General features: G+C 59.5%; 14 protein-coding genes and 1 riboswitch. Of the genes, 4 read left to right on the forward strand and 10 right to left on the reverse strand.

Features of this window, described 5'->3' with window-relative positions; translation table 11 throughout:
* The first annotated feature begins 130 nt into the window (after positions 1 to 130).
* Positions 131 to 2698, forward strand: a complete 2568-nt coding sequence (locus UN63_RS03920) for a TRAP transporter permease (RefSeq protein WP_104485472.1) — start codon at positions 131 to 133, stop codon at positions 2696 to 2698.
* 135 nt (positions 2699 to 2833) lie between these two features.
* Complete coding sequence (locus UN63_RS03925) at positions 2834 to 3388, forward strand: hypothetical protein (protein WP_146084712.1); 555 nt, start codon at positions 2834 to 2836, stop codon at positions 3386 to 3388.
* Positions 3389 to 3956: 568 nt separating this feature from the next.
* On the opposite strand, the gene nhaD is transcribed toward UN63_RS03925, so the two are convergent.
* Positions 3957 to 5402, reverse strand: a complete 1446-nt coding sequence (gene nhaD, locus UN63_RS03930; protein WP_104485474.1) for a sodium:proton antiporter NhaD — start codon at positions 5400 to 5402, stop codon at positions 3957 to 3959.
* 253 nt (positions 5403 to 5655) lie between these two features.
* Between nhaD and argA the strand changes: the two genes are divergently transcribed.
* Together argA and lysC are read left to right on the forward strand one after the other, a co-directional pair.
* A complete protein-coding gene (argA, locus tag UN63_RS03935; protein WP_104485475.1) occupies positions 5656 to 6984 on the forward strand; it encodes an amino-acid N-acetyltransferase in 1329 nt (442 codons plus the stop codon).
* A 79-nt stretch (positions 6985 to 7063) separates the two neighbouring features.
* A riboswitch (Lysine riboswitch) is annotated at positions 7064 to 7234 on the forward strand.
* A 63-nt stretch (positions 7235 to 7297) separates the two neighbouring features.
* Positions 7298 to 8635, forward strand: a complete 1338-nt coding sequence (lysC, locus tag UN63_RS03940; RefSeq protein ID WP_104485476.1) for a lysine-sensitive aspartokinase 3 — start codon at positions 7298 to 7300, stop codon at positions 8633 to 8635.
* Positions 8636 to 8686: 51 nt separating this feature from the next.
* Here lysC and UN63_RS03945 read toward each other — a convergent pair whose 3' ends face one another.
* From UN63_RS03945 to UN63_RS03985, 9 genes are all read right to left on the reverse strand, one after another.
* Complete coding sequence (locus UN63_RS03945; protein WP_104485477.1) at positions 8687 to 9964, reverse strand: MgtC/SapB family protein; 1278 nt, start codon at positions 9962 to 9964, stop codon at positions 8687 to 8689.
* Complete coding sequence (locus UN63_RS03950) at positions 9957 to 10367, reverse strand: YkvA family protein (RefSeq protein WP_104485478.1); 411 nt, start codon at positions 10365 to 10367, stop codon at positions 9957 to 9959. The genes UN63_RS03945 and UN63_RS03950 overlap by 8 nt, the downstream gene beginning before the upstream one ends.
* A 35-nt stretch (positions 10368 to 10402) precedes the next feature.
* Positions 10403 to 11524 carry an alanine dehydrogenase gene (ald, locus tag UN63_RS03955; protein ID WP_104485479.1) on the reverse strand — a complete coding sequence of 374 codons (1122 nt, stop codon included), beginning with the start codon at positions 11522 to 11524 and terminating at the stop codon, positions 10403 to 10405.
* A 151-nt stretch (positions 11525 to 11675) separates the two neighbouring features.
* On the reverse strand, positions 11676 to 12221 hold the full coding sequence (locus UN63_RS03960; protein WP_229793506.1) for a cupin domain-containing protein: 546 nt from the start codon (positions 12219 to 12221) through the stop codon (positions 11676 to 11678).
* A 10-nt stretch (positions 12222 to 12231) separates the two neighbouring features.
* A complete protein-coding gene (potI, locus tag UN63_RS03965; RefSeq protein ID WP_104485480.1) occupies positions 12232 to 13083 on the reverse strand; it encodes a putrescine ABC transporter permease PotI in 852 nt (283 codons plus the stop codon).
* A 3-nt stretch (positions 13084 to 13086) separates the two neighbouring features.
* Positions 13087 to 13980, reverse strand: a complete 894-nt coding sequence (gene potH / locus UN63_RS03970) for a putrescine ABC transporter permease PotH (RefSeq protein WP_104485481.1) — start codon at positions 13978 to 13980, stop codon at positions 13087 to 13089.
* A 10-nt stretch (positions 13981 to 13990) separates the two neighbouring features.
* A complete protein-coding gene (potG, locus tag UN63_RS03975) occupies positions 13991 to 15124 on the reverse strand; it encodes a putrescine ABC transporter ATP-binding subunit PotG (protein WP_181068168.1) in 1134 nt (377 codons plus the stop codon).
* A gap of 427 nt (positions 15125 to 15551) precedes the next feature.
* Positions 15552 to 16658, reverse strand: a complete 1107-nt coding sequence (locus UN63_RS03980; RefSeq protein WP_104485483.1) for an extracellular solute-binding protein — start codon at positions 16656 to 16658, stop codon at positions 15552 to 15554.
* A 19-nt stretch (positions 16659 to 16677) separates the two neighbouring features.
* The gene (locus tag UN63_RS03985) at positions 16678 to 18039 is read right to left on the reverse strand and encodes an aspartate aminotransferase family protein (protein WP_104485484.1); all 1362 of its coding nucleotides are present in this window, start codon (positions 18037 to 18039) and stop codon (positions 16678 to 16680) included.
* Positions 18040 to 18080 lie beyond the last annotated feature (41 nt).

Genomic DNA, 18080 nt, shown 5'->3' on the forward strand with positions numbered 1-18080 from the left:
TCTGCAGGCCATGAGGTACCCGCCAACGGGCGTGCCGCCTGACACAGGTATCTTCTAGCCACCAACCTCTCCTGCCACAGCGGGAGAGGTTTTCTCCTTTCTGTTGCACCACCAAGATAGGTATCCCCCTATGTCAGATAAACAATTGTCCGCAGAGGAGTTGATCGCCCAGGATGTCGGCGCGCGCTCACCGGGCGGCATCATGGCTAAGGTGATCGCCGGACTGGCCCTGTGCTGGTCACTGTTCCAGCTCTGGATCGCCTCGCCGTTACCCTTCATCTTTGGTGTCGGCGTACTCAACAATACAGAAACACGCTCTATTCACCTCGCCTTTGCCTTGCTGCTGGCTTTTTTGGTTTTTCCTGCATTCAGTAAATCGCCGCGTCACCGGGTGCCACTGCTCGATATCGTCCTGGGTCTGGTTGCCGCCGCTTCTGCCGCCTATCTGTTCATCTTCTATCAGGAGCTGTCTCAGCGCCCCGGTAACCTGACTACGGCCGATCTGGCCACCGCCTGTGTCGGTATTACGCTGCTGCTCGAGGCAACCCGTCGGGCACTGGGCCCGCCGCTGGCGATCATCGCTCTGGTCTTTCTCATCTACAGCCTGGCCGGCCCTTATATGCCGGACCTGCTGGCCCACCGCGGGGTCAGCTTCTTTGCCCTGGCCAACCATCAGTGGATCACCACCGAAGGCGTGTTCGGCATCGCCCTTGGCGTGTCCACCAGCTTCGTGTTTCTGTTCGTGCTGTTCGGCGCCCTGCTCGAGCGGGCCGGTGCCGGCCATTACTTCATTCAGCTGGCGTTCAGCCTGCTCGGCCATCTACGTGGCGGCCCGGCCAAGGCGGCGGTGGTCGCCTCGGGGCTGACCGGGATGATCTCCGGTTCCTCCATCGCCAACGTGGTCACCACCGGCACCTTCACCATCCCCATGATGAAGCGCACCGGTTTCTCCGCCGAGAAAGCCGGCGCGGTTGAAGTCGCCTCTTCGGTGAACGGCCAGATCATGCCTCCCGTCATGGGCGCGGCCGCCTTTCTGATGGTCGAGTACATCGGCATGCCCTATGTCGAGATCATCAAACACGCTTTTCTGCCGGCGGCCATATCCTATATCGCCCTGCTGTACATAGTGCATCTGGAGTCGCTCAAACTCGGCCTGCAGCCGATCGGCGGCCACCAGCCCAAACCCTGGCTGCGCCGCCTGACCGGCTTTGCCTTTGGCGCTGCGCTGATCAGCGGCCTGTCGCTGGCCGTCTACTACGGCCTCGGCTGGCTCAAACCCGTGCTGGGCGACTATGTGCTGGAAGGTGTCGGCGTGCTGCTGGCGCTGGCCTATCTCGGCCTGCTAAAAATTGCCGCCAGCGTTGCGCCGCTTGAGCCGGAAGACCCCAGCGCGCCACTCGACGCCCTGCCGCAAACCCGGGCCGTATTGCTGTCTGGCCTGCACTTTCTGTTGCCCGTGGTGGTACTGGTCTGGTGTCTGATGATCGAGCGTCTGTCGCCCGGGTTGTCCGCCTTCTGGGGCAGTATGATGCTGGTGGTCATATTGCTGACCCAGCGTCCGCTGCTGAGCTGGATGCGCACCGATGGCCTGCACGAGCACGGTAACTTCATGGACGGCCTCATCGATCTGCGCGAAGGCCTGCTGGCCGGCGCCCGCAACATGATTGGCATCGGTATCGCGACCGCCGCCGCCGGGCTTATCGTGGGCGCGGTATCACAGACCGGTGTTGGCCTGGTGCTGGCCGATCTGGTCGAGCTGCTGTCGATGGGCAACCTGCTGCTGATGCTGATATTCATAGCGGTATTCAGCCTGATCCTGGGCATGGGCCTGCCAACTACCGCCAACTACATAGTGGTGTCCAGCCTGCTGGCGCCGGTGGTGGTAACCCTGGGCCAGCAAAACGGCCTGATCGTGCCGCTGATTGCGGTGCATCTGTTCGTGTTCTACTTTGGCATCATGGCCGATGTGACCCCACCGGTGGGGCTGGCCTCGTTTGCCGCGGCCGCCGTGTCCAAGGGCGATCCGATCAAGACCGGCGTGACCGCCTTCTACTACAGTCTGCGTACCGCCGCCCTGCCCTTCCTGTTCATCTTCAACACGGATCTGCTGCTGATTGACGTGAGCTTCTGGCACGGTGTGCTCATCTTCGTGATCTCCACCGCCGCCATGCTGATCTTCGCCGCCGGCACCCAGGGATTTTTCCTGGTGCGCAGCCGCTGGTACGAAGGGATCTTGCTGCTATTGGTGGCCTTCACCCTGTTCCGCCCGGGTTTCTGGATGGACATGCTGCACGATCCCTATCGCGAGGTGCCACCGGCCCAACTGGAGCAGGTAATCGGCGAGATTGATGCCGAGAGCAAGCTGCGTCTGCGCATACTCGGGGTAGATGCGGTAGGCGATCCGCAGGAGTTCAGCCTGTTACTGCCGGTACCGGCAGGAGACAGCGGTGCGGAACGACTGCAGAAGCTCGGCCTGATGCTCTATGAGGATAACGGCAAGGTGCTGATCGACAGTGTTGCCTTTGCCAGCCCCGCCGCCGATGCGGGTCTGGATTTCGATCAGGAAATCCTGCTGGTGCGCGCACCGACCGAGCGCTGGATCAAGGAGCTGATGTGGATCCCCGGCTTCCTGTTGCTCGGTCTGGTGGTCTGGCTGCAACGCCGCCGCCAAAAGCCGTTACCCGGCTCTGCCGGCTGATCTGACCCGTCATAAAAACCAAAAAGCCCCGGCAGTCATGCCCAAGCCATTTACCTTTCGTGTGCATAGGTGAGTAGTTGATAACCCATGGATGCCCATCCATACTGTGATTATGTACAGTTATAGGTGGCATCCATGGGACAAATATCCGGCCAAGCCTCAGAATCAAGGGTTCCAGAGAAAACCTCAGATAATGTAGATCTGAACGTCTGTGTGAACCCAACCTGCCAAAATTTCAACATATCCCCTTCACAGAGTCGTCAGCTCATCAGAGATTCCCTTGAAGCTCCCTATGAAATGAACGGCTCAAGAGAAGTCTGGTTCAACAACCCGATAAACCGGATTTACGAGTGCGACAAGTATGTGGCGGTACTAACGGATGCTGAACGGCTCTCTGAAGGTAAGCTCGTTGAGTTCATCTACCGAGCTTCTTTGCACCCGATTGATAATTTCTTCCAGATGGTCAGGCGAAGGCTCTCCTTACTGGAGCGCCCCATGCACTCGGAGTCCAACAATGGCAGAGTATGGACAGGGAAAAGTGCTTACAATCCGGCAATGGTTGATAAAATGCTCCAGATCTTACGGGTTTATTACAACTTCTGTCTGGTAGGAAAAGACAAGAAGACACCTGCTGAGCGGCTTGGTCTGGCAAGGGGGCCAGTAGAGATCAGGAAGATACTGCACCCATAAGGATGAGACAATACAGTATTGAGAGCTGGTTTCAGGTGATTTGCGGCAAGAAAGCATTGCTAGAGCAAAATATGCTTATAAGACATTGATTTAAAATACAAATAAAAAGAGCAGCATTAAGCTGCTCTTTTGGCTCCCATCAAGCCATGCACACGAAAGGTAAATGGCTTGAGTCATGCCGGGGCTTTTTTATGAGCAGGTATTAAACCAATCTGAATAAAGATCTGATCTTTCTCAAGTCCGAACTCAGAGGCAGCACAGCCGCCTCTGTTGCCTCTTCCTGAGCTTCGAGTTGCCTGTAGACAGTGCCAACAGATGACTCTGCGGCATCAGGGAGGACAAAGGGATCTGCTCAGCCGACCATCTGACCGCCATGGATGGCGGGAATGCCTGGACGGCAGGAGCATTTCCCGGCCGCACCAAGGATGGTGCGGCTGAGCCTACATGGAGGTATTCACGGCATGTCGGCGGAGCGGGCCCTTTGTCCGACCTTTACAGAGCAACCAAATAGATCAGTTATTTAATCAGTTTGGTATTAAACAATCGATCTAAACGCTGACGACTTTTCTCAGCCAAACACCTTGAAGCTGTCGGCGTTCAGCCACAGGTGCGCCAGAATACTCGCCACATAACCGAGGAATATTACCGGGGCCCACTTGAGATGGCCGAAAAAGGTATACATGCCCCGGGCCTGGCCCATCAGTGCCACGCCGGCGGCCGAACCGATAGACAAGAGGCTGCCGCCCACACCTGCGGTCAGGGTGATCAGCAGCCAGTTGCCGTGCGACATTTCCGGCTGCATGCTCAGCACCGCAAACATCACCGGAATGTTGTCCACCACCGCAGACACAACGCCCAGTGCAATGTTGGCATAGACTGCATCCCAGCCGCCGTAAAGTACCTCGGACACCAGCGCCAGATAACCCATGAACCCTAGGCCACCCACGCACATCACCACTCCGTAGAAGAACAGCAATGTATCCCACTCGGCGCGCGCGATTCGGTTGAAAACGTCAAATGGCACCACGCTGCCCAGCCGCTTGAGCGCTTCTTCATCGCCCCGCTTTTCGGCCATCACCCGCTTGCGCGCCAGTGAGCCCGGCAGGGTTTCGCGCAGGTAATAACCGAAGAACTGCAGGTAGCCAAGGCCGGTCATCATGCCCAGCACCGGCGGCAGGTGCAGCAGGCTATGGCAGGCCACGGCGGTGGCGATGGTCAGCAGAAACAGCAGCACGATACGAATGGCACCGCGTTTGACCTCCACCTCTTCATAGAGGGCGGAGGGGTGGCGGTTTTCGATAAAGAAATTCATCACCAGCGCCGGCACCAGGTAGTTGAGCAACGCCGGAATGAACAGGATGAAGAATTCGTTGAACTTGATGATACCGGCCTGCCACACCATCAGGGTGGTGATGTCGCCGAAGGGGCTGAAGGCGCCGCCGGCGTTGGCGGCAATGACGATATTGATACAGCACAGGTTGATGAAGCGCTTGTCTCCTTCCGCCACCTTGATCACCACGGCGCACATCAGCAGTGCCGTGGTCAGGTTGTCGGCGATGGGAGATATAAAAAAGGCCAGCAAGCCGGTCATCCAGAACAGCGACTTGTAGCTGAAGCCCTTGCGTACCATCCAGGCCCGCAGGGCATCGAACAGACGACGTTCTTCCATGGCGTTGATATAGGTCATGGCCACCAGCAGGAACAGCAGCAGTTCTGAATATTCCAGCAGATTGTGGCGGAAGGCCGCTTCGGTGACGCCCGGAATATCATGATTGATATAGGTCCAGCCGATGGCGACCCAGATGATTCCGGCGGCAATCAGCACCGGTTTGGATTTACGCAGATGGAGGTATTCTTCTCCCATCACCAGCAGATAGGCGATGACGAAGATGACGACGGCAAAGATACCGACCGAAGAATAGGTCAGGTCCAGTGGCCCCGCGGCCGCAAAAACGGAGGAGCTGAACAGTGCTACCAGCCCTCCCAGAGTGAGTAAGCACAGTTTCCTTTGCATTGTTTTTTCTCGCTTTTGTTATTTTGGCTATAGCTACCGGGAGCCTTTTAATCCTTAGGTCAACCCCGTTGAAAAGACTAACATAAAGCCCTGTTCAAGACAGGCCGCTTTATTGGCGCTCGCTCTCATTTCTCATATCAAAATACCGGGCTGCCACCTCGAGGATTCAGCCAGGAAAGTAAATATTTAGTCTTGTTTTTTGCATTATTTTTCACGATCATGCGTCTTTGTTTTTTCGCTTTAAGGACTGCCCGTGCGCGATACCGATGCCGCCCTGGTCAAGGCGTTTCGTCAATCCAGCCCCTATGTCAATCTGCATCGGGGCTCCACCTTCGTGGTCATGCTAGGTGGCGAAGCCATCGATCAGGAAAACTTCCCCAATATCATCAGTGATATCGCGTTGCTGACCAGCCTCGGTATCCGACTGGTCATCGTCTTTGGCGCTCGCCCGCAAATCGATCAGGGTCTGGAAGAAGCCGGGCTGGAAAATGTTTTTCACAAGCATACCCGGGTGACCGACGAGCACAGTTTTCGCATCATCAAAAATGTCTGTGGCGGCTTGCAGATGGACATCATGGCCCGGCTGTCGATGGGGCTTATCAATACCCCCATGCAAAATGCCCGCATCAACGTGGTCACCGGCAATTTTGTTACCGCCCAGCCTCTGGGGGTGGACGATGGAGTGGATTATCAGCATTCCGGACGGGTACGCCGCATTCATACCGACACCATTCATCATCAGCTGGCCAACGGCGCCACCGTCCTGATCTCCCCCATCGGCTTTTCGGTGACCGGTGAAAGCTTCAACCTGTCTTCCGAAGAGCTGGCCCGACGCCTGGCCATCGAACTCAAGGCTACCAAGCTGATCGGCTTCTGCTCTCAGCGCGGCGTGCTCGACGACGAGGGTGTGGCCATTCCGGAACTCTTCCCCGAACAGGCCGAAGAACATCTGCAGCGCCTGATGTCCGATGGCGATACCCTGTCCGGCACCGCCCGTTATCTGCGTGCGGCCATCTCCAGCTGTCGCGCCGGGGTGCCACGCAGCCATCTGGTGAGTTACAAGGAAGACGGGGCGCTTATTCAGGAACTGTTCACCCGTGACGGTCTGGGTACCCAGCTGGTCAGCCTGAGCGCCGAGCAGGCTCGCCAGGCCCGCATCGACGACATCGGCGGCATCCTGGATCTCATCCGCCCGCTGGAAGAAGAAGGCGTACTGGTGCGTCGCTCCCGCGAACAGTTGGAAATGGAAGTCGATCAGTTCACCATCATCGAGAAAGACGGCGCCATCATCGGCTGTGCCGCCCTCTATCCCTTCCCGGAAGAGGCGATGGCGGAAATGGCCTGTGTGGCCATTCATCCGGATTATCGCCGAGGCAGCCGGGGCGACATGCTGTTGCAAAAGGTGGAAGAGCAGGCCAAGAAACGCGGCATGAGCCGGCTGTTTATCCTGACTACCCGTTCCATTCACTGGTTTCGGGAGCGAGGCTTCGAGCCGGTGGATGTCAGTGCCCTGCCGATGGGCAAACAGGCGCTCTACAACTTCCAGCGTCGTTCCAAGATCATGATGAAAGATCTGGTATAACGCTGATATAACATGGATTTGGCCACTTAATTATTGACAGCGACAGACAGAGTCAGTACTTATATGGCAGCCCGCATGTCGGGCGAGAAGAGGCGCGTTATTCAGGCAGCCGGCAGGAGGAGCTCCCACTCCCAGGATCGCCGGTCAGGGGAGATAACGCCGAGAGGGTGATACGGGGCAGTGCATCATCCTCGGCCACGAGGGCTGAATCCTTCGGGTTGTCACCTGTGGGTGGCGTGCTTCTAAGTGACCTTTTCCGTCTCTGCAGCCGTTTCCCCGTTACTTACTATATGCACACATCAAGGAGCTGCACTTGAGTCAGTTAACCGTTGCCAAATTTGGTGGAACCAGCGTCGCCGATGCCGACGCCATGAGCCGTTGCGCCGCCATTCTCGAACAAAACCCCGATACCCGCCTGGCAGTACTGAGCGCCAGTTCCGGCGTCACCAACCTGCTGGTGGCCCTGGCCTCGGGCGAACAGCAGCCCGAGGCGCGCGCCACGCTGCTGCAACAGTTGACCGATATTCAGCAAGGCATTCTCGACAGCCTGAACAAGCCCGAGATGCTGACCCGGCATATCGAGGATATTCTGGTCCATATCAAGGAGCTGGCCGACAGCGCCGCCATCAGCCCCACCAAGGCACTGCACGATGAAATCGTGGCTCAGGGCGAGCTGATGTCTACCCGGCTGTTCGTGGAGCTGTTGCGCCACCGCGGCACTCCGGCGGTGTGGTTTGATGTGCGCAAGGTGATGCGTACCGACGATCGTTTCAGCCGTGCCGCCCCCGATCTCGGCTTGCTGAGCGCCGAAGTGGAAAGAGAACTCAAGCCATTGTGTGACAACCAGCTGGTGGTGACCCAGGGCTTTATCGGCGCCGCCAACGACGGCCGCACCACCACCCTGGGTCGGGGCGGCAGCGATTTTTCCGCCGCCCTTCTGGGTGAGGCGCTGGACGCCATCGCCGTACAAATCTGGACCGACGTACCCGGCATCTACACCACGGATCCGCGACTGGTGAGTGAGGCTCGTGCCATTCCCGAAATCAGCTTCAGCGAAGCCTCCGAGATGGCCACCTTCGGTGCCAAGGTGCTGCACCCCGCTACCCTGCAACCGGCGGTACGCAAACAGATACCGGTGTTTGTGGGTTCCAGCAAGGCGCCGGAAGCCGGTGGCACCTGGATCCGCAACAGCACCCCCAGCCAGCCGCTGTTCCGCGCCCTGGCCTTGCGTCGTAATCAGGTGTTGCTGACCCTGACCAACCAGAGCATGTTTCAGGTACACGGTTTTCTGGCCGAGGTGTTCGGCATTCTGGCCAAGCACAAGATTTCGGTGGACTTGATCACCACCTCGGAAATTTGCGTGTCGCTGACCCTGGACGCCGGCGCCGAGCTGCTGACCGACGAGGTACAGGCCGAACTCGGCAAACACTGTCACCTCAAGGTCGAACAGGGCCTGGCTCTGGTGGCACTGATCGGCAATCGCATGAGCGAAGTCAATGGCACCGGCACCCGGGTGTTTCAGGCGCTGGAAAACGTCAACATTCGCATGATCTGCTACGGCGCCAGCCCGCACAACCTGTGCTTCCTGGTACAGGAAGACAACGCCAATCAGGTGATTATCGACCTGCACAGAGAGCTGCTGCCGGCGTAACCGCCGCTCACTTCAGCAAGCACCAAGGCCCGGTTTTCCGGGCCTTTCAATTCATCCCCAGGCTACCAGAAGCCCGCCCAGCAGCGACGCCGCCATGGCCAGCGCGACTCGCCGCCCCAGGGCGCTGTCACCCAGCGTCAGCGCCATCGCCGTTTTCACCAGATTGTTGACCGAGGCCGCCAGCACGATGCCAAGCACGGCGGTGCCGTGATCGATGCTCGCGAGTGACATCCGGCTCAGAGACAGGGTAATGGCATCCACATCGGTCACGCCTGAGGCCAACGCCAGCAGCAGGATACCGGCGTTGCCCAGCAACGCTTTCAGCCATTCACCGAGTAGCATGATCACCAGGATCAGACCACCGAAGAAAAATGCCGTCTTCAAATCGAGAGGGTTTATATTAAGACTGGGCTGATCCACCGCATCCACCCCCCGATTCCGATACCAGATCACGGCTGCCGGGCCATACAGCAACAGGGTCATCACCAGCACCGGCAACCACAGCTCGGCCAGCAACGTCGGGTTGATCAGCGCACAATACACCAGAATACGGGGAAACATGGTGCCACAGGCCAGCAAGATGCCGGCTGCCAGCATCGGCGCCAGCACCGGCGAGGTGCGTGACAGCCGGGCATAATGCAGGGTCAGGGCGGTGGACGAGGTCAGGCCGGCAAACAGACTGGTAAAGAAGATGCCCTTCTCGGTCCCCCCCAGACGGATGGCAAAATAGCCGAGAAAGGAAATGGAGGCGATCAGCACCACCATCCACCAGATTTCAAAGGGGTTAATGGCGCCACCCGGCCCCATGGCCCGGTTGGGCAGCAGCGGCAGCATCACCACCGAAATCAGCAGCAGCTTGAGCCCCGCATCCAGCTCGTGTTGCTGCAGTTTTTGCAGCAGGCCGTGGATTTCGCGCTTGTTATCGAGAATAAAGGCGGTGATCACCGCGGCGGTGGCAGCGATGGCCGGGTCATCGAGCAGTGCCAGGGCGCCGAAGCAGAAGGTCAGCGCCAGACCTATGCTGCCGGTGATGCTGTAGTCGGCCTGATCCCGGCTGCGAGCCCGATAGGCCACAAGGGTCAGGGCCACTATGCCCAGCAGCCCCACCCCAGTCAGCCACTGGCCCACATGGCTGCCGAGTAACGCCACCAGACCGCCAAAGAGACCGACCAACGCATGAGTACGCACCCCGGCCACCCGCTGGCCGGACTGACTGTCCCGGCTTTGCCAGCCGCGCTGTATGCCGATCAGGGCCCCCAGCAGCAAGGCCAGCCCCAGCCGGATCAGGGTGCCATGATCGGCCAGCAGAGCGAAATCCGGTTCATTCATGCGGCCGCTGTGCTTTCCAGTGTGCGTATTGCGCCAGATCCGAGCGGGCCAGATCCAGCGCCAGCTTCACCACCAGCGCATCATCCAGGTAACCGGCCAGCGGCAGAAAGTCCGGCACCACGTCCAATGGCGACACAAAATAGATGACGGCCCCGGTGATGGCGGCGATCACCTTCCAGGGCACGGCCCGGTAGTCGCCCTTGCGATAATCATTGAGCAGGCTGACCATCAGCTTCAGCTCTTGCCACCAGTCGGCCAGTGAGCCCGGAGGCCTGTCGCCGAATGTGTTCAGCTTGTGATCACCCTGCCGGGCCGCCTCATTCAGCTCGGTATCGCCCACCTCGTCCATGCCATTGATAAATCGCGCCCGGGCCCGATCTTCCTGCTCTCTGCTCAATGCCATCCTCGTTTCTCCCCTGTATGAGAAAACCGGCCTGTTCAGCTCGTGGCCAGCACCTGTGCCAGCGGGGTATGGTCCAGCCCATGAGCCTCGGCCACTGCCTGACAGGTGATGTTTCCTTGGTACACGTTGAGGCCATTAGCCAGGTGCTGGTCCTGCTGCAACGCCTGCCGCCAGCCCCGGTTGACCAGCGCCTGAATGAAGGGCAAGGTGGCGTTGGTCAGGGCAAAGGTAGAGGTGCGGGCCACCGCCCCCGGCATATTGGCCACACAGTAGTGCACTATGCCGTCTACCTCGAAGGTCGGCTGCTGATGGGTGGTGGCATGGCTGGTTTCGAAACAACCGCCCTGATCGATGGCCACATCCACCAGCACTGCGCCCTGGGGCAGCAGCTTGAGCATGTCGCGGGTCACCAGCCTGGGTGCGGCCGCCCCCGGGATCAGCACGGCGCCGATGACCAGATCGCTGCGAGCCAGTTCAAACTCGATGTTATCGGTGGTGGAATACAGGGTCTTCAGCCCCGGACCGTAAAGATTGTCCAGCTCTTTCAAGCGGTTCAGCGACTTGTCGAGTATGGTCACATCGGCACCCAGCCCGAGCGCCATGCGGGCGGCATTGATGCCCACCACGCCACCGCCCAGCACCAGTACCCGGCCCGGCGCCACGCCCGGCACGCCGCCCAACAACACCCCTCGCCCGCCCTGGGCTTTTTCCAGACAATGGGCGCCGGCCTGTACCGCCATGCGGCCGGCCACCTCGCTCATTGGCGCCAGCAACGGCAGGCCGCCCCGGGCGTCGGTAACGGTCTCATAGGCGATGGCGGTACAGCCTGACTTCAGCAGCCCTGTGGTCTGGGCCAGATCCGGCGCCAGATGCAGGTAGGTAAACAGCAGCTGACCAGGCCTTAGCTGCCGGTATTCTTCCGGCTGGGGCTCCTTGACCTTGACGACCATCTCCGCCCGCACAAAAACCTCGCTCGCTTCTTTCACCAGCTCGGCGCCGGCGGCGGCATAATCTTCATCGAGCAGACCGATGGCGCTGCCGGCACCGCATTGCACCAGCACTCTATGGCCATCGCGCACCAGCTCCTTGACGCCGCCGGGCGTCATGCCGACCCGAAATTCATTATTCTTTATTTCCCGTGGAACACCGATATCCATATCCACCTCTTTATACAAACTTGTCATTGACACTGGCCGGGGCGACGCCGCAAGGCGGCTCCGGTGAGCAGCCGGTTATCTTCATCTTGCGCGTTTGCGTTTTAACATTCAATCCTCCACGGGAGAGAGGAAACGCCGGCGCTCCACGCCGCTAGAAGGTGGGTGGGGTCGCCGCCGAGATCAGCTCGCACTGCTCGCTACCGATATTGCGAAATCGATGGGGCTGGCGGGTATCGAAGTAATAGCCATCGCCGGCCCTCAGCACGCAGCACTGCTCCCCCACCGTGACCTCTATTTCTCCACTCAGAACAAGACCGGCTTCCTCCGCCTCGTTGCTCAGCATCTCGGGGCCTGTGTCGGCGCCCGGCGGATACAGCTCCCGTTGCAGCGCAAGTTTGTGGCCCCGGTGCAGCGGGCCCAGCAGCCACATCTGCACCTCGCCGCTGGACATGGGCAGCAGGTCTTGCTGGCGAAAAAAACACTGTCTGGCCGGCTCCTGTTCCAGGCTGAAAAAGGCGCCCATGGTGATGGGAAAACCATCCAGTATCCGCTTGAGTGTAGCCACCGAGGGGTTGACCGCCGCCTGCTCGATTTGCGAAATCAGGCTATTGTTCACCCCGGCCCGGCGGGCCAGCTCACGCTGAGTCAGGCCATGTCGGCCCCGCAGCCATTTCAGTCGTTCGGCAAGCTCCATCATTTCTTCTCCTTCAGGTGCCAGAACTGCGACCTGCCGCCGCTTCCTGGGCGCGCCGTTTCTCGGCGCGTGCCATCAGCCACCAGCCAATAAAGGTCACCAGCGACACGATCAGAATAATCACCGTCGCCAGGGCATTGATTTTGGGACTGACTCCCAGCCGCACGCTGGAAAAGACCACCATCGGCAGTGTGGTGGCGTTGGGTCCGGACACGAAGCTGGCGATCACCAGATCGTCGAGCGACAGGGTAAAGGCCAGCAACCAGCCGGCGACGATGGCGGGCGCAATAATCGGCAGGGTGATAATGAAAAACACCTTGAGTGGGCGTGCGCCCAGATCCATCGCCGCCTCTTCCACCGAACGGTCCAGCTCGCGCAGCCGGGAGCTGACCACTACCGCCACATAGGCGGTGCAGAAGGTCACATGGGCAATCCAGATGGTGCCCATGCCCCGCTGTTGCGGCCAGCCCAGCCAGTCGCCCATGGCCACGAACAGCAGCAGCAAGGACAGGCCGGTGATCACCTCGGGCATGACCAGGGGCGCCGTGATCAGGAAGGCGAAGCCGCTTTCGCCCCTAAAACGCCCCATGCGGGTCAGCACAAAGCCCGCCACCGTGCCCAGCACCACGGCAGTGCTGGCGGCGAAGAAGGCGATGGTCAGGCTCAGGCCCACCGCCTGCATCATCATCTGATCCTGCCACAGCTCGCCGTACCAGCGGGTGGACCAGCCAGCCCAGACCGTGACCAGCCGCGAGCTGTTGAAGGAGTAGATAATCAGTAACAGCATGGGCAGGTACAGAAAGCCGAAGCCCAGCAGCAGGATAACCGGTCGCAGCCGGGAGCGGCTGATGGGAATCTGGTTCATGGCTCAGCCCTCCATTTCTTTGCGTTGAATGCGGTGGAACCACATGATGGGTACCATCAACAGCAGCAACATGACGCTGGCCACCGCCGCAGCAATCGGCCAGTCACGATTGTTGAAGAACTCCTGCCACAGTACCCGCCCAATCAGCAGGGTATCGGGACCGCCCAGCAGCTCGGGGATCACGAACTCCCCCACCGCCGGAATGAACACCAGCATAGAGCCGGCGATGATGCCCCCCTTGGTCAGAGGCACTATCACCGTCAACAGGCTTTTCCAGGGCCGCGCCCCCAGGTCTGAGGCCGCCTCCACCAGCGAGTAGTCGAGCCGCATCAGGGCGGTATAAAGCGGCAGTATCATGAAGGGCAGATACGCATAGACGATGCCGATGTAGACGGCGGTGTTGGTGTTGAGGATCTGCAGCGGGGACTCGATAACCCCGATGGTCAGCAGTACATTGTTGAGAAAACCGTTGTTACCGAGAATGCCCATCCAGGCGTAGACCCGGATCAGAAAAGAGGTCCAGGACGGCAGTATCACCAACATCAGCAACACGTTGCGAGTCGAGGGCCGGGAATGGACGATGGCCCAGGCCATGGGGTAGCCGATCAGCAGGCACAGCAGGGTCGAGATACCGGCTACCTGGAGCGACTGCAGATAAGACCGAACATAGAGGCTGTCGCTCAGCAGAAACAGATAGTTGCCGAGGTTGAGCACCAGCTGCAGCTGTTCGTCGGCGAAGCTCAGTATCTCGCTGTAGGGCGGTATGGCCAGCGCCGCCTCGGACAGGCTTATCTTGAACACGATCAGAAAGGGGATCAGAAAAAACAGCAGTAACCAGCTGTAAGGCAGGGCGATCACCAGGCTACGGCCAAGACGGTATCGGGAACGGGTATTCATCAGTATCTCCCTAGGTCAGTAACACGGCGCAGCTGTCGGCTTCCCAGCGCAAATACACCCGATCACCCCAGGTAGGATTGCCTCGTCGGTGCCGGTCCATGTTGGGCAGGGTCGCCAGAATGCGTTTACCCGAGGCAAGCCGCACATGATAAATCGACAAACTGCCCAGATAGGCGATTTCGTCGACGATGCCGCTGAGCCAGTTGCAGTCTTCTGTAGGGGCCTCGGCGCAGAGAAACATCTTCTCGGGCCGTACCGCTATCATGATGGGCAAGCCTTCGCCGATGGATACACCGTGATTGATGCGCAGGGGACGCTCCAGTTCGGGGCAGCGGATCAGGGCGCTGTCTGCCTCGTTGGCCTCAAGCGGCCCCTCGAACACGTTGACCGAGCCGATAAACTCGGCGCTGTAACGGCAGTTGGGAAATTCATACACATCCAGCGGCTCGCCTACCTGGATCAGCCGCCCCTTGTTCATGATGGCGATGCGCCCGGCCATGGTCATGGCCTCTTCCTGATCGTGGGTGACCATGACGCAGGTCACCCCCACCTGCTCTATGATGTTGACCAGCTCCAGCTGCATCTCTTCGCGCAGCTTCTTGTCCAGCGCGCCCATGGGCTCGTCCAGCAACAGCAGCTTGGGCCGCTTGGCCAGGCTGCGGGCCAGGGCCACCCGTTGCCGCTGACCACCCGACAACTGATGAGGCTTGCGCTTGGCGAAGTCTTCCATGTGTACCAGTTTCAGCATCTGCTCCACCCGCTCGGCCACTTCCCCGCGCGGCAGCCTGTCCTGCTTCAGGCCGAAGGCGATATTGGCCTCCACCGTCATGTGCGGAAACAGGGCGTAAGACTGAAACATCATGTTGATGGGTCTGTCATAGGGCGGCACCTCGGCGATGTCGACCCCGTCGAGCAGGATCTCCCCCCGACTCGGTGGCTCGAATCCGGCCAGCATCCGCAGCAGGGTCGACTTGCCGCAACCGGAGGCGCCGAGCAGGGCGAAGATTTCCCCCCGCATCACGCCCAGGCTGACGTCGTCCACCGCCGGCTGGCCGTCGTACAGCTTGGTGATCCCCCTGACCTCCAGGAAAGGAGCGATATTGCCTTTGGGCTGGCTTTCGTTTTCCGGCATTTTCACCTCCATATTTTCATCAAACTCTTTGTCATCAAAAGAACCTGTAATACCAATCCACTAAACAAATGATCGATTTCATTTTTGTATAAAAGTCGAACAAAGGGCCCGCTCCCCCGACTCGCCGTGAACCCTCCCTGGAGGCTCAGCCGCGCCATCCGTGCCGCGGATGGTCGGCTGAGCAGATCCCTTTGTCCTCCTTGATGCACCGGAGTTACCTGTTAGCGCGTCTACAGACAACTCGATGCTCGAGAAGAGGCAACAGAGATCGACTACCACGACCGTGAAATGCCATGGACGGCATTTCCCGAGCCCTCAGGGATGAGTTTATGGCGTGTCGTGGGAGGCGACTGTGTTGCCTCTGATCCCGGGGGTTAACATGATCAGATGTTTATTCAAATTGGTATAACTGCAACCGGTTGTCGTCATGCCCCTCGCCTCACTTGCCGGTCTTGACCCGGGTCCAGGCGCGGGTGATCACCCGGTTGACCTTTTGCGGCAACAGCTTGGCGGTATAGAGTTTTTCTGCCGCCGTCTCACTTGGGTAAATGCCGGGATCGTTACGAATGTCCTCATCCACCAGCGCCTTGGCGGGGGTATTGGCGTTGGCGTAAGCAACGTAGTTGGATACGCCGGCAATCACCTCCGGCTGCAGCAGATAGTCGAGCAGCTTGTGCGCATTATCCGGATGTCTGGCATCCTTCGGGATGGTCAGCATGTCGATCCACATCAGGGCGCCTTCTTTCGGGATGCGGTAGGCAATCTTGACCCCCTGCTTGGCTTCGTCGGCCCTGTCCCGCGCCTGCAGTATGTCTCCCGACCAGCCCACCGCCACGCAGATGTCGCCGTTGGCCAGATCGTTGATGTACTTGGAAGAATGGAAATAGGTGATATGAGGCCGCAGGCTCATCATCAGATCTGTGGCCGGCCCCTTGTAATCGGCGGAATTGGTGCTGTTGGGATCCAGCCCCTGATAGTTGAGGGCGGCGGCGAAGACTTCGGTTGGCGCATCGAGAAAGGCCACGCCGCACTGACTGAGTTTGGCCAGATTCTCCGGCTTCATCACCAGATCCCAGGAGTCCAGCGGCGCATCCTCACCCAGAGCCTCTCTGACCTTGTCGACGTTATAACCGATGCCGGTGGTGCCCCACATATAAGGGACGCCATAGGTATTGTCCGGGTCCTTGTCCGCCAGCACGGCCATGATCTTCGGGTCCAGATTGCCGTAGTTGCCGAGTTTGGACTTATCCAGCGGCATGAAGGCGCCGGCCTGGATCTGGCGGGCCATGAAGTCGCTGGTTGGCACCACCACATCGAAGCCGGTGTTGCCTGCCAGCAACTTGGCTTCCAGCACCTCGTTGGAGTCGAACACATCGTAGGTGACCTCGATACCGGTCTCTTTGGTAAAACCGGCCAGAGTGTCTTCTGCGATATAATCGGACCAGTTATAGAAATTCACCTGGGGTGGCTCTGCGGCCCGGGCACTCAATGCCAGCCCCAGGCCAACGGCTACCATGCTTACACGAAAAGCGGTTGTCTTTACCATCTGCGTTTCTCCATCCTTGTCAGTTCATCAGTGTCTGGTACGTCAGATCCAGCGCCTGGCGCGCCTTGCGGATCAGTTCGTCGACTTCGGCCCGGCTGATCACCAGCGGCGGCGAAATAATCATGGTGTCGCCCACGGCCCGCATCACCAGGCCGAGGTCGAAACAGTGTTCGCGACAAATCATTCCGGCCCCGGCGCCCTCGGCAAAGCGCCGGTTATCGCTTTTGTCGGCCACCAGCTCCAGCGCCGCCAGCAGCCCCAGGCCCCGGGTTTCCCCCACCAGGGGGTGACTGCCGAGGCTGGCCCATTCCTGCTGCAGATAGGGGCCAATAACGTCATGCACCCGCTCCACCAGCCGTTCCTTTTGCATCACCTCGATATTGGCCAGCGCCACCGCACAGGCCACCGGATGGCCGGAATAGGTGAAGCCGTGAAAGAACTCGCCGCCTTTTATCAACCCATGAGCCACCCGTGCGCCCACCGCCACCGCACCCAGCGGGATATAACCGGAGGTAATGCCCTTGGCCATGCACAGCAGATCCGGCTCCAGGCCGTAGTGTTCGCTGGCGAACCAGTGGCCGGTACGGCCAAAGCCGCAGATCACCTCGTCCACCACCAGCAGAATGTCGTACTGCCGGCAGATACGTTGAATTTCCGGCCAGTAACTGTCGGGCGGAATAATGACCCCGCCGGCGCCCTGAATAGGCTCGCCAATAAAGGCCGCTACCTTGTCCGGCCCCAATTCCAGAATTTTCTGCTCAAGCTGGCGGGCCCGTTCCAGGCCAAACTGGTACGGATCCTGACCCAGGCCTTCGCCGAAATGATAGGGCTGGTCGATGTGCACTATGTCCGGCAACGGCAAGCCGCCCTGGGCATGCATGGGCTTCATGCCGCCGAGCGAGGCGCCGGCCAGGGTAGAGCCGTGATAGGCGTTGTAGCGACTGATGATGGTTTTGCGCCCGGGCTGCCCCTGTTCGGCCCAGTAGTGACGAACCATGCGGATAACGGTGTCGTTGCATTCGGAGCCGGAGCCGGTAAAAAACAGGTGCTCCATGTCGCCGGGCAGCAGAGCCGCCAGGCTGGCCGCCAGCTCGGTGGCTCTGGGATGGGTGGTCTGAAAGAACAGATTGTAATAGGGCAGCCGGCGAAGCTGTCGCTCGGCGGCCAGCACCAGTTCTTCCCGACCATAGCCCAGGTTGACACACCAGAGTCCGGCCATGGCGTCGAGAATTCTCCGGCCGTCCGCATCCCACAGATAGACGCCCTCCCCCCGCTCTATGACCCGGGCACCTTTCTGATGCAGCGCCTGACTGTCGGTAAAGGGATGCAGGTGGTGCGCCGCATCCAGCTGTTGCAACGGACTCTTCTGTGGCTTTGGCATTCTCGACTCCCTGTTCGTGACACCCATTCCATTCTTGTACC

Source organism: Oceanisphaera arctica, assembly GCF_002936955.1.
Taxonomy (GTDB): Bacteria; Pseudomonadota; Gammaproteobacteria; order Enterobacterales; family Aeromonadaceae; genus Oceanimonas; species Oceanimonas arctica.

What these genes read in the sequence shown, in the direction of transcription:
- UN63_RS03985 (WP_104485484.1), bottom strand. Translation starts at nt 18,039, where the DNA reads ATGCCAAAGCCACAGAAGAGTCCGTTGCAACAGCTGGATGCGGCGCAC.
- UN63_RS03950 (WP_104485478.1), bottom strand. Translation starts at nt 10,367, where the DNA reads ATGGCATTGAGCAGAGAGCAGGAAGATCGGGCCCGGGCGCGATTTATC.
- potH (WP_104485481.1), bottom strand. Translation starts at nt 13,980, where the DNA reads ATGAATACCCGTTCCCGATACCGTCTTGGCCGTAGCCTGGTGATCGCC.
- potI (WP_104485480.1), bottom strand. Translation starts at nt 13,083, where the DNA reads ATGAACCAGATTCCCATCAGCCGCTCCCGGCTGCGACCGGTTATCCTG.
- nhaD (WP_104485474.1), bottom strand. Translation starts at nt 5,402, where the DNA reads ATGCAAAGGAAACTGTGCTTACTCACTCTGGGAGGGCTGGTAGCACTG.
- UN63_RS03920 (WP_104485472.1), top strand. Translation starts at nt 131, where the DNA reads ATGTCAGATAAACAATTGTCCGCAGAGGAGTTGATCGCCCAGGATGTC.
- UN63_RS03980 (WP_104485483.1), bottom strand. Translation starts at nt 16,658, where the DNA reads ATGGTAAAGACAACCGCTTTTCGTGTAAGCATGGTAGCCGTTGGCCTG.
- UN63_RS03945 (WP_104485477.1), bottom strand. Translation starts at nt 9,964, where the DNA reads ATGAATGAACCGGATTTCGCTCTGCTGGCCGATCATGGCACCCTGATC.
- UN63_RS03960 (WP_229793506.1), bottom strand. Translation starts at nt 12,221, where the DNA reads ATGATGGAGCTTGCCGAACGACTGAAATGGCTGCGGGGCCGACATGGC.
- ald (WP_104485479.1), bottom strand. Translation starts at nt 11,524, where the DNA reads ATGGATATCGGTGTTCCACGGGAAATAAAGAATAATGAATTTCGGGTC.
- potG (WP_181068168.1), bottom strand. Translation starts at nt 15,124, where the DNA reads ATGGAGGTGAAAATGCCGGAAAACGAAAGCCAGCCCAAAGGCAATATC.
- UN63_RS03925 (WP_146084712.1), top strand. Translation starts at nt 2,834, where the DNA reads ATGGGACAAATATCCGGCCAAGCCTCAGAATCAAGGGTTCCAGAGAAA.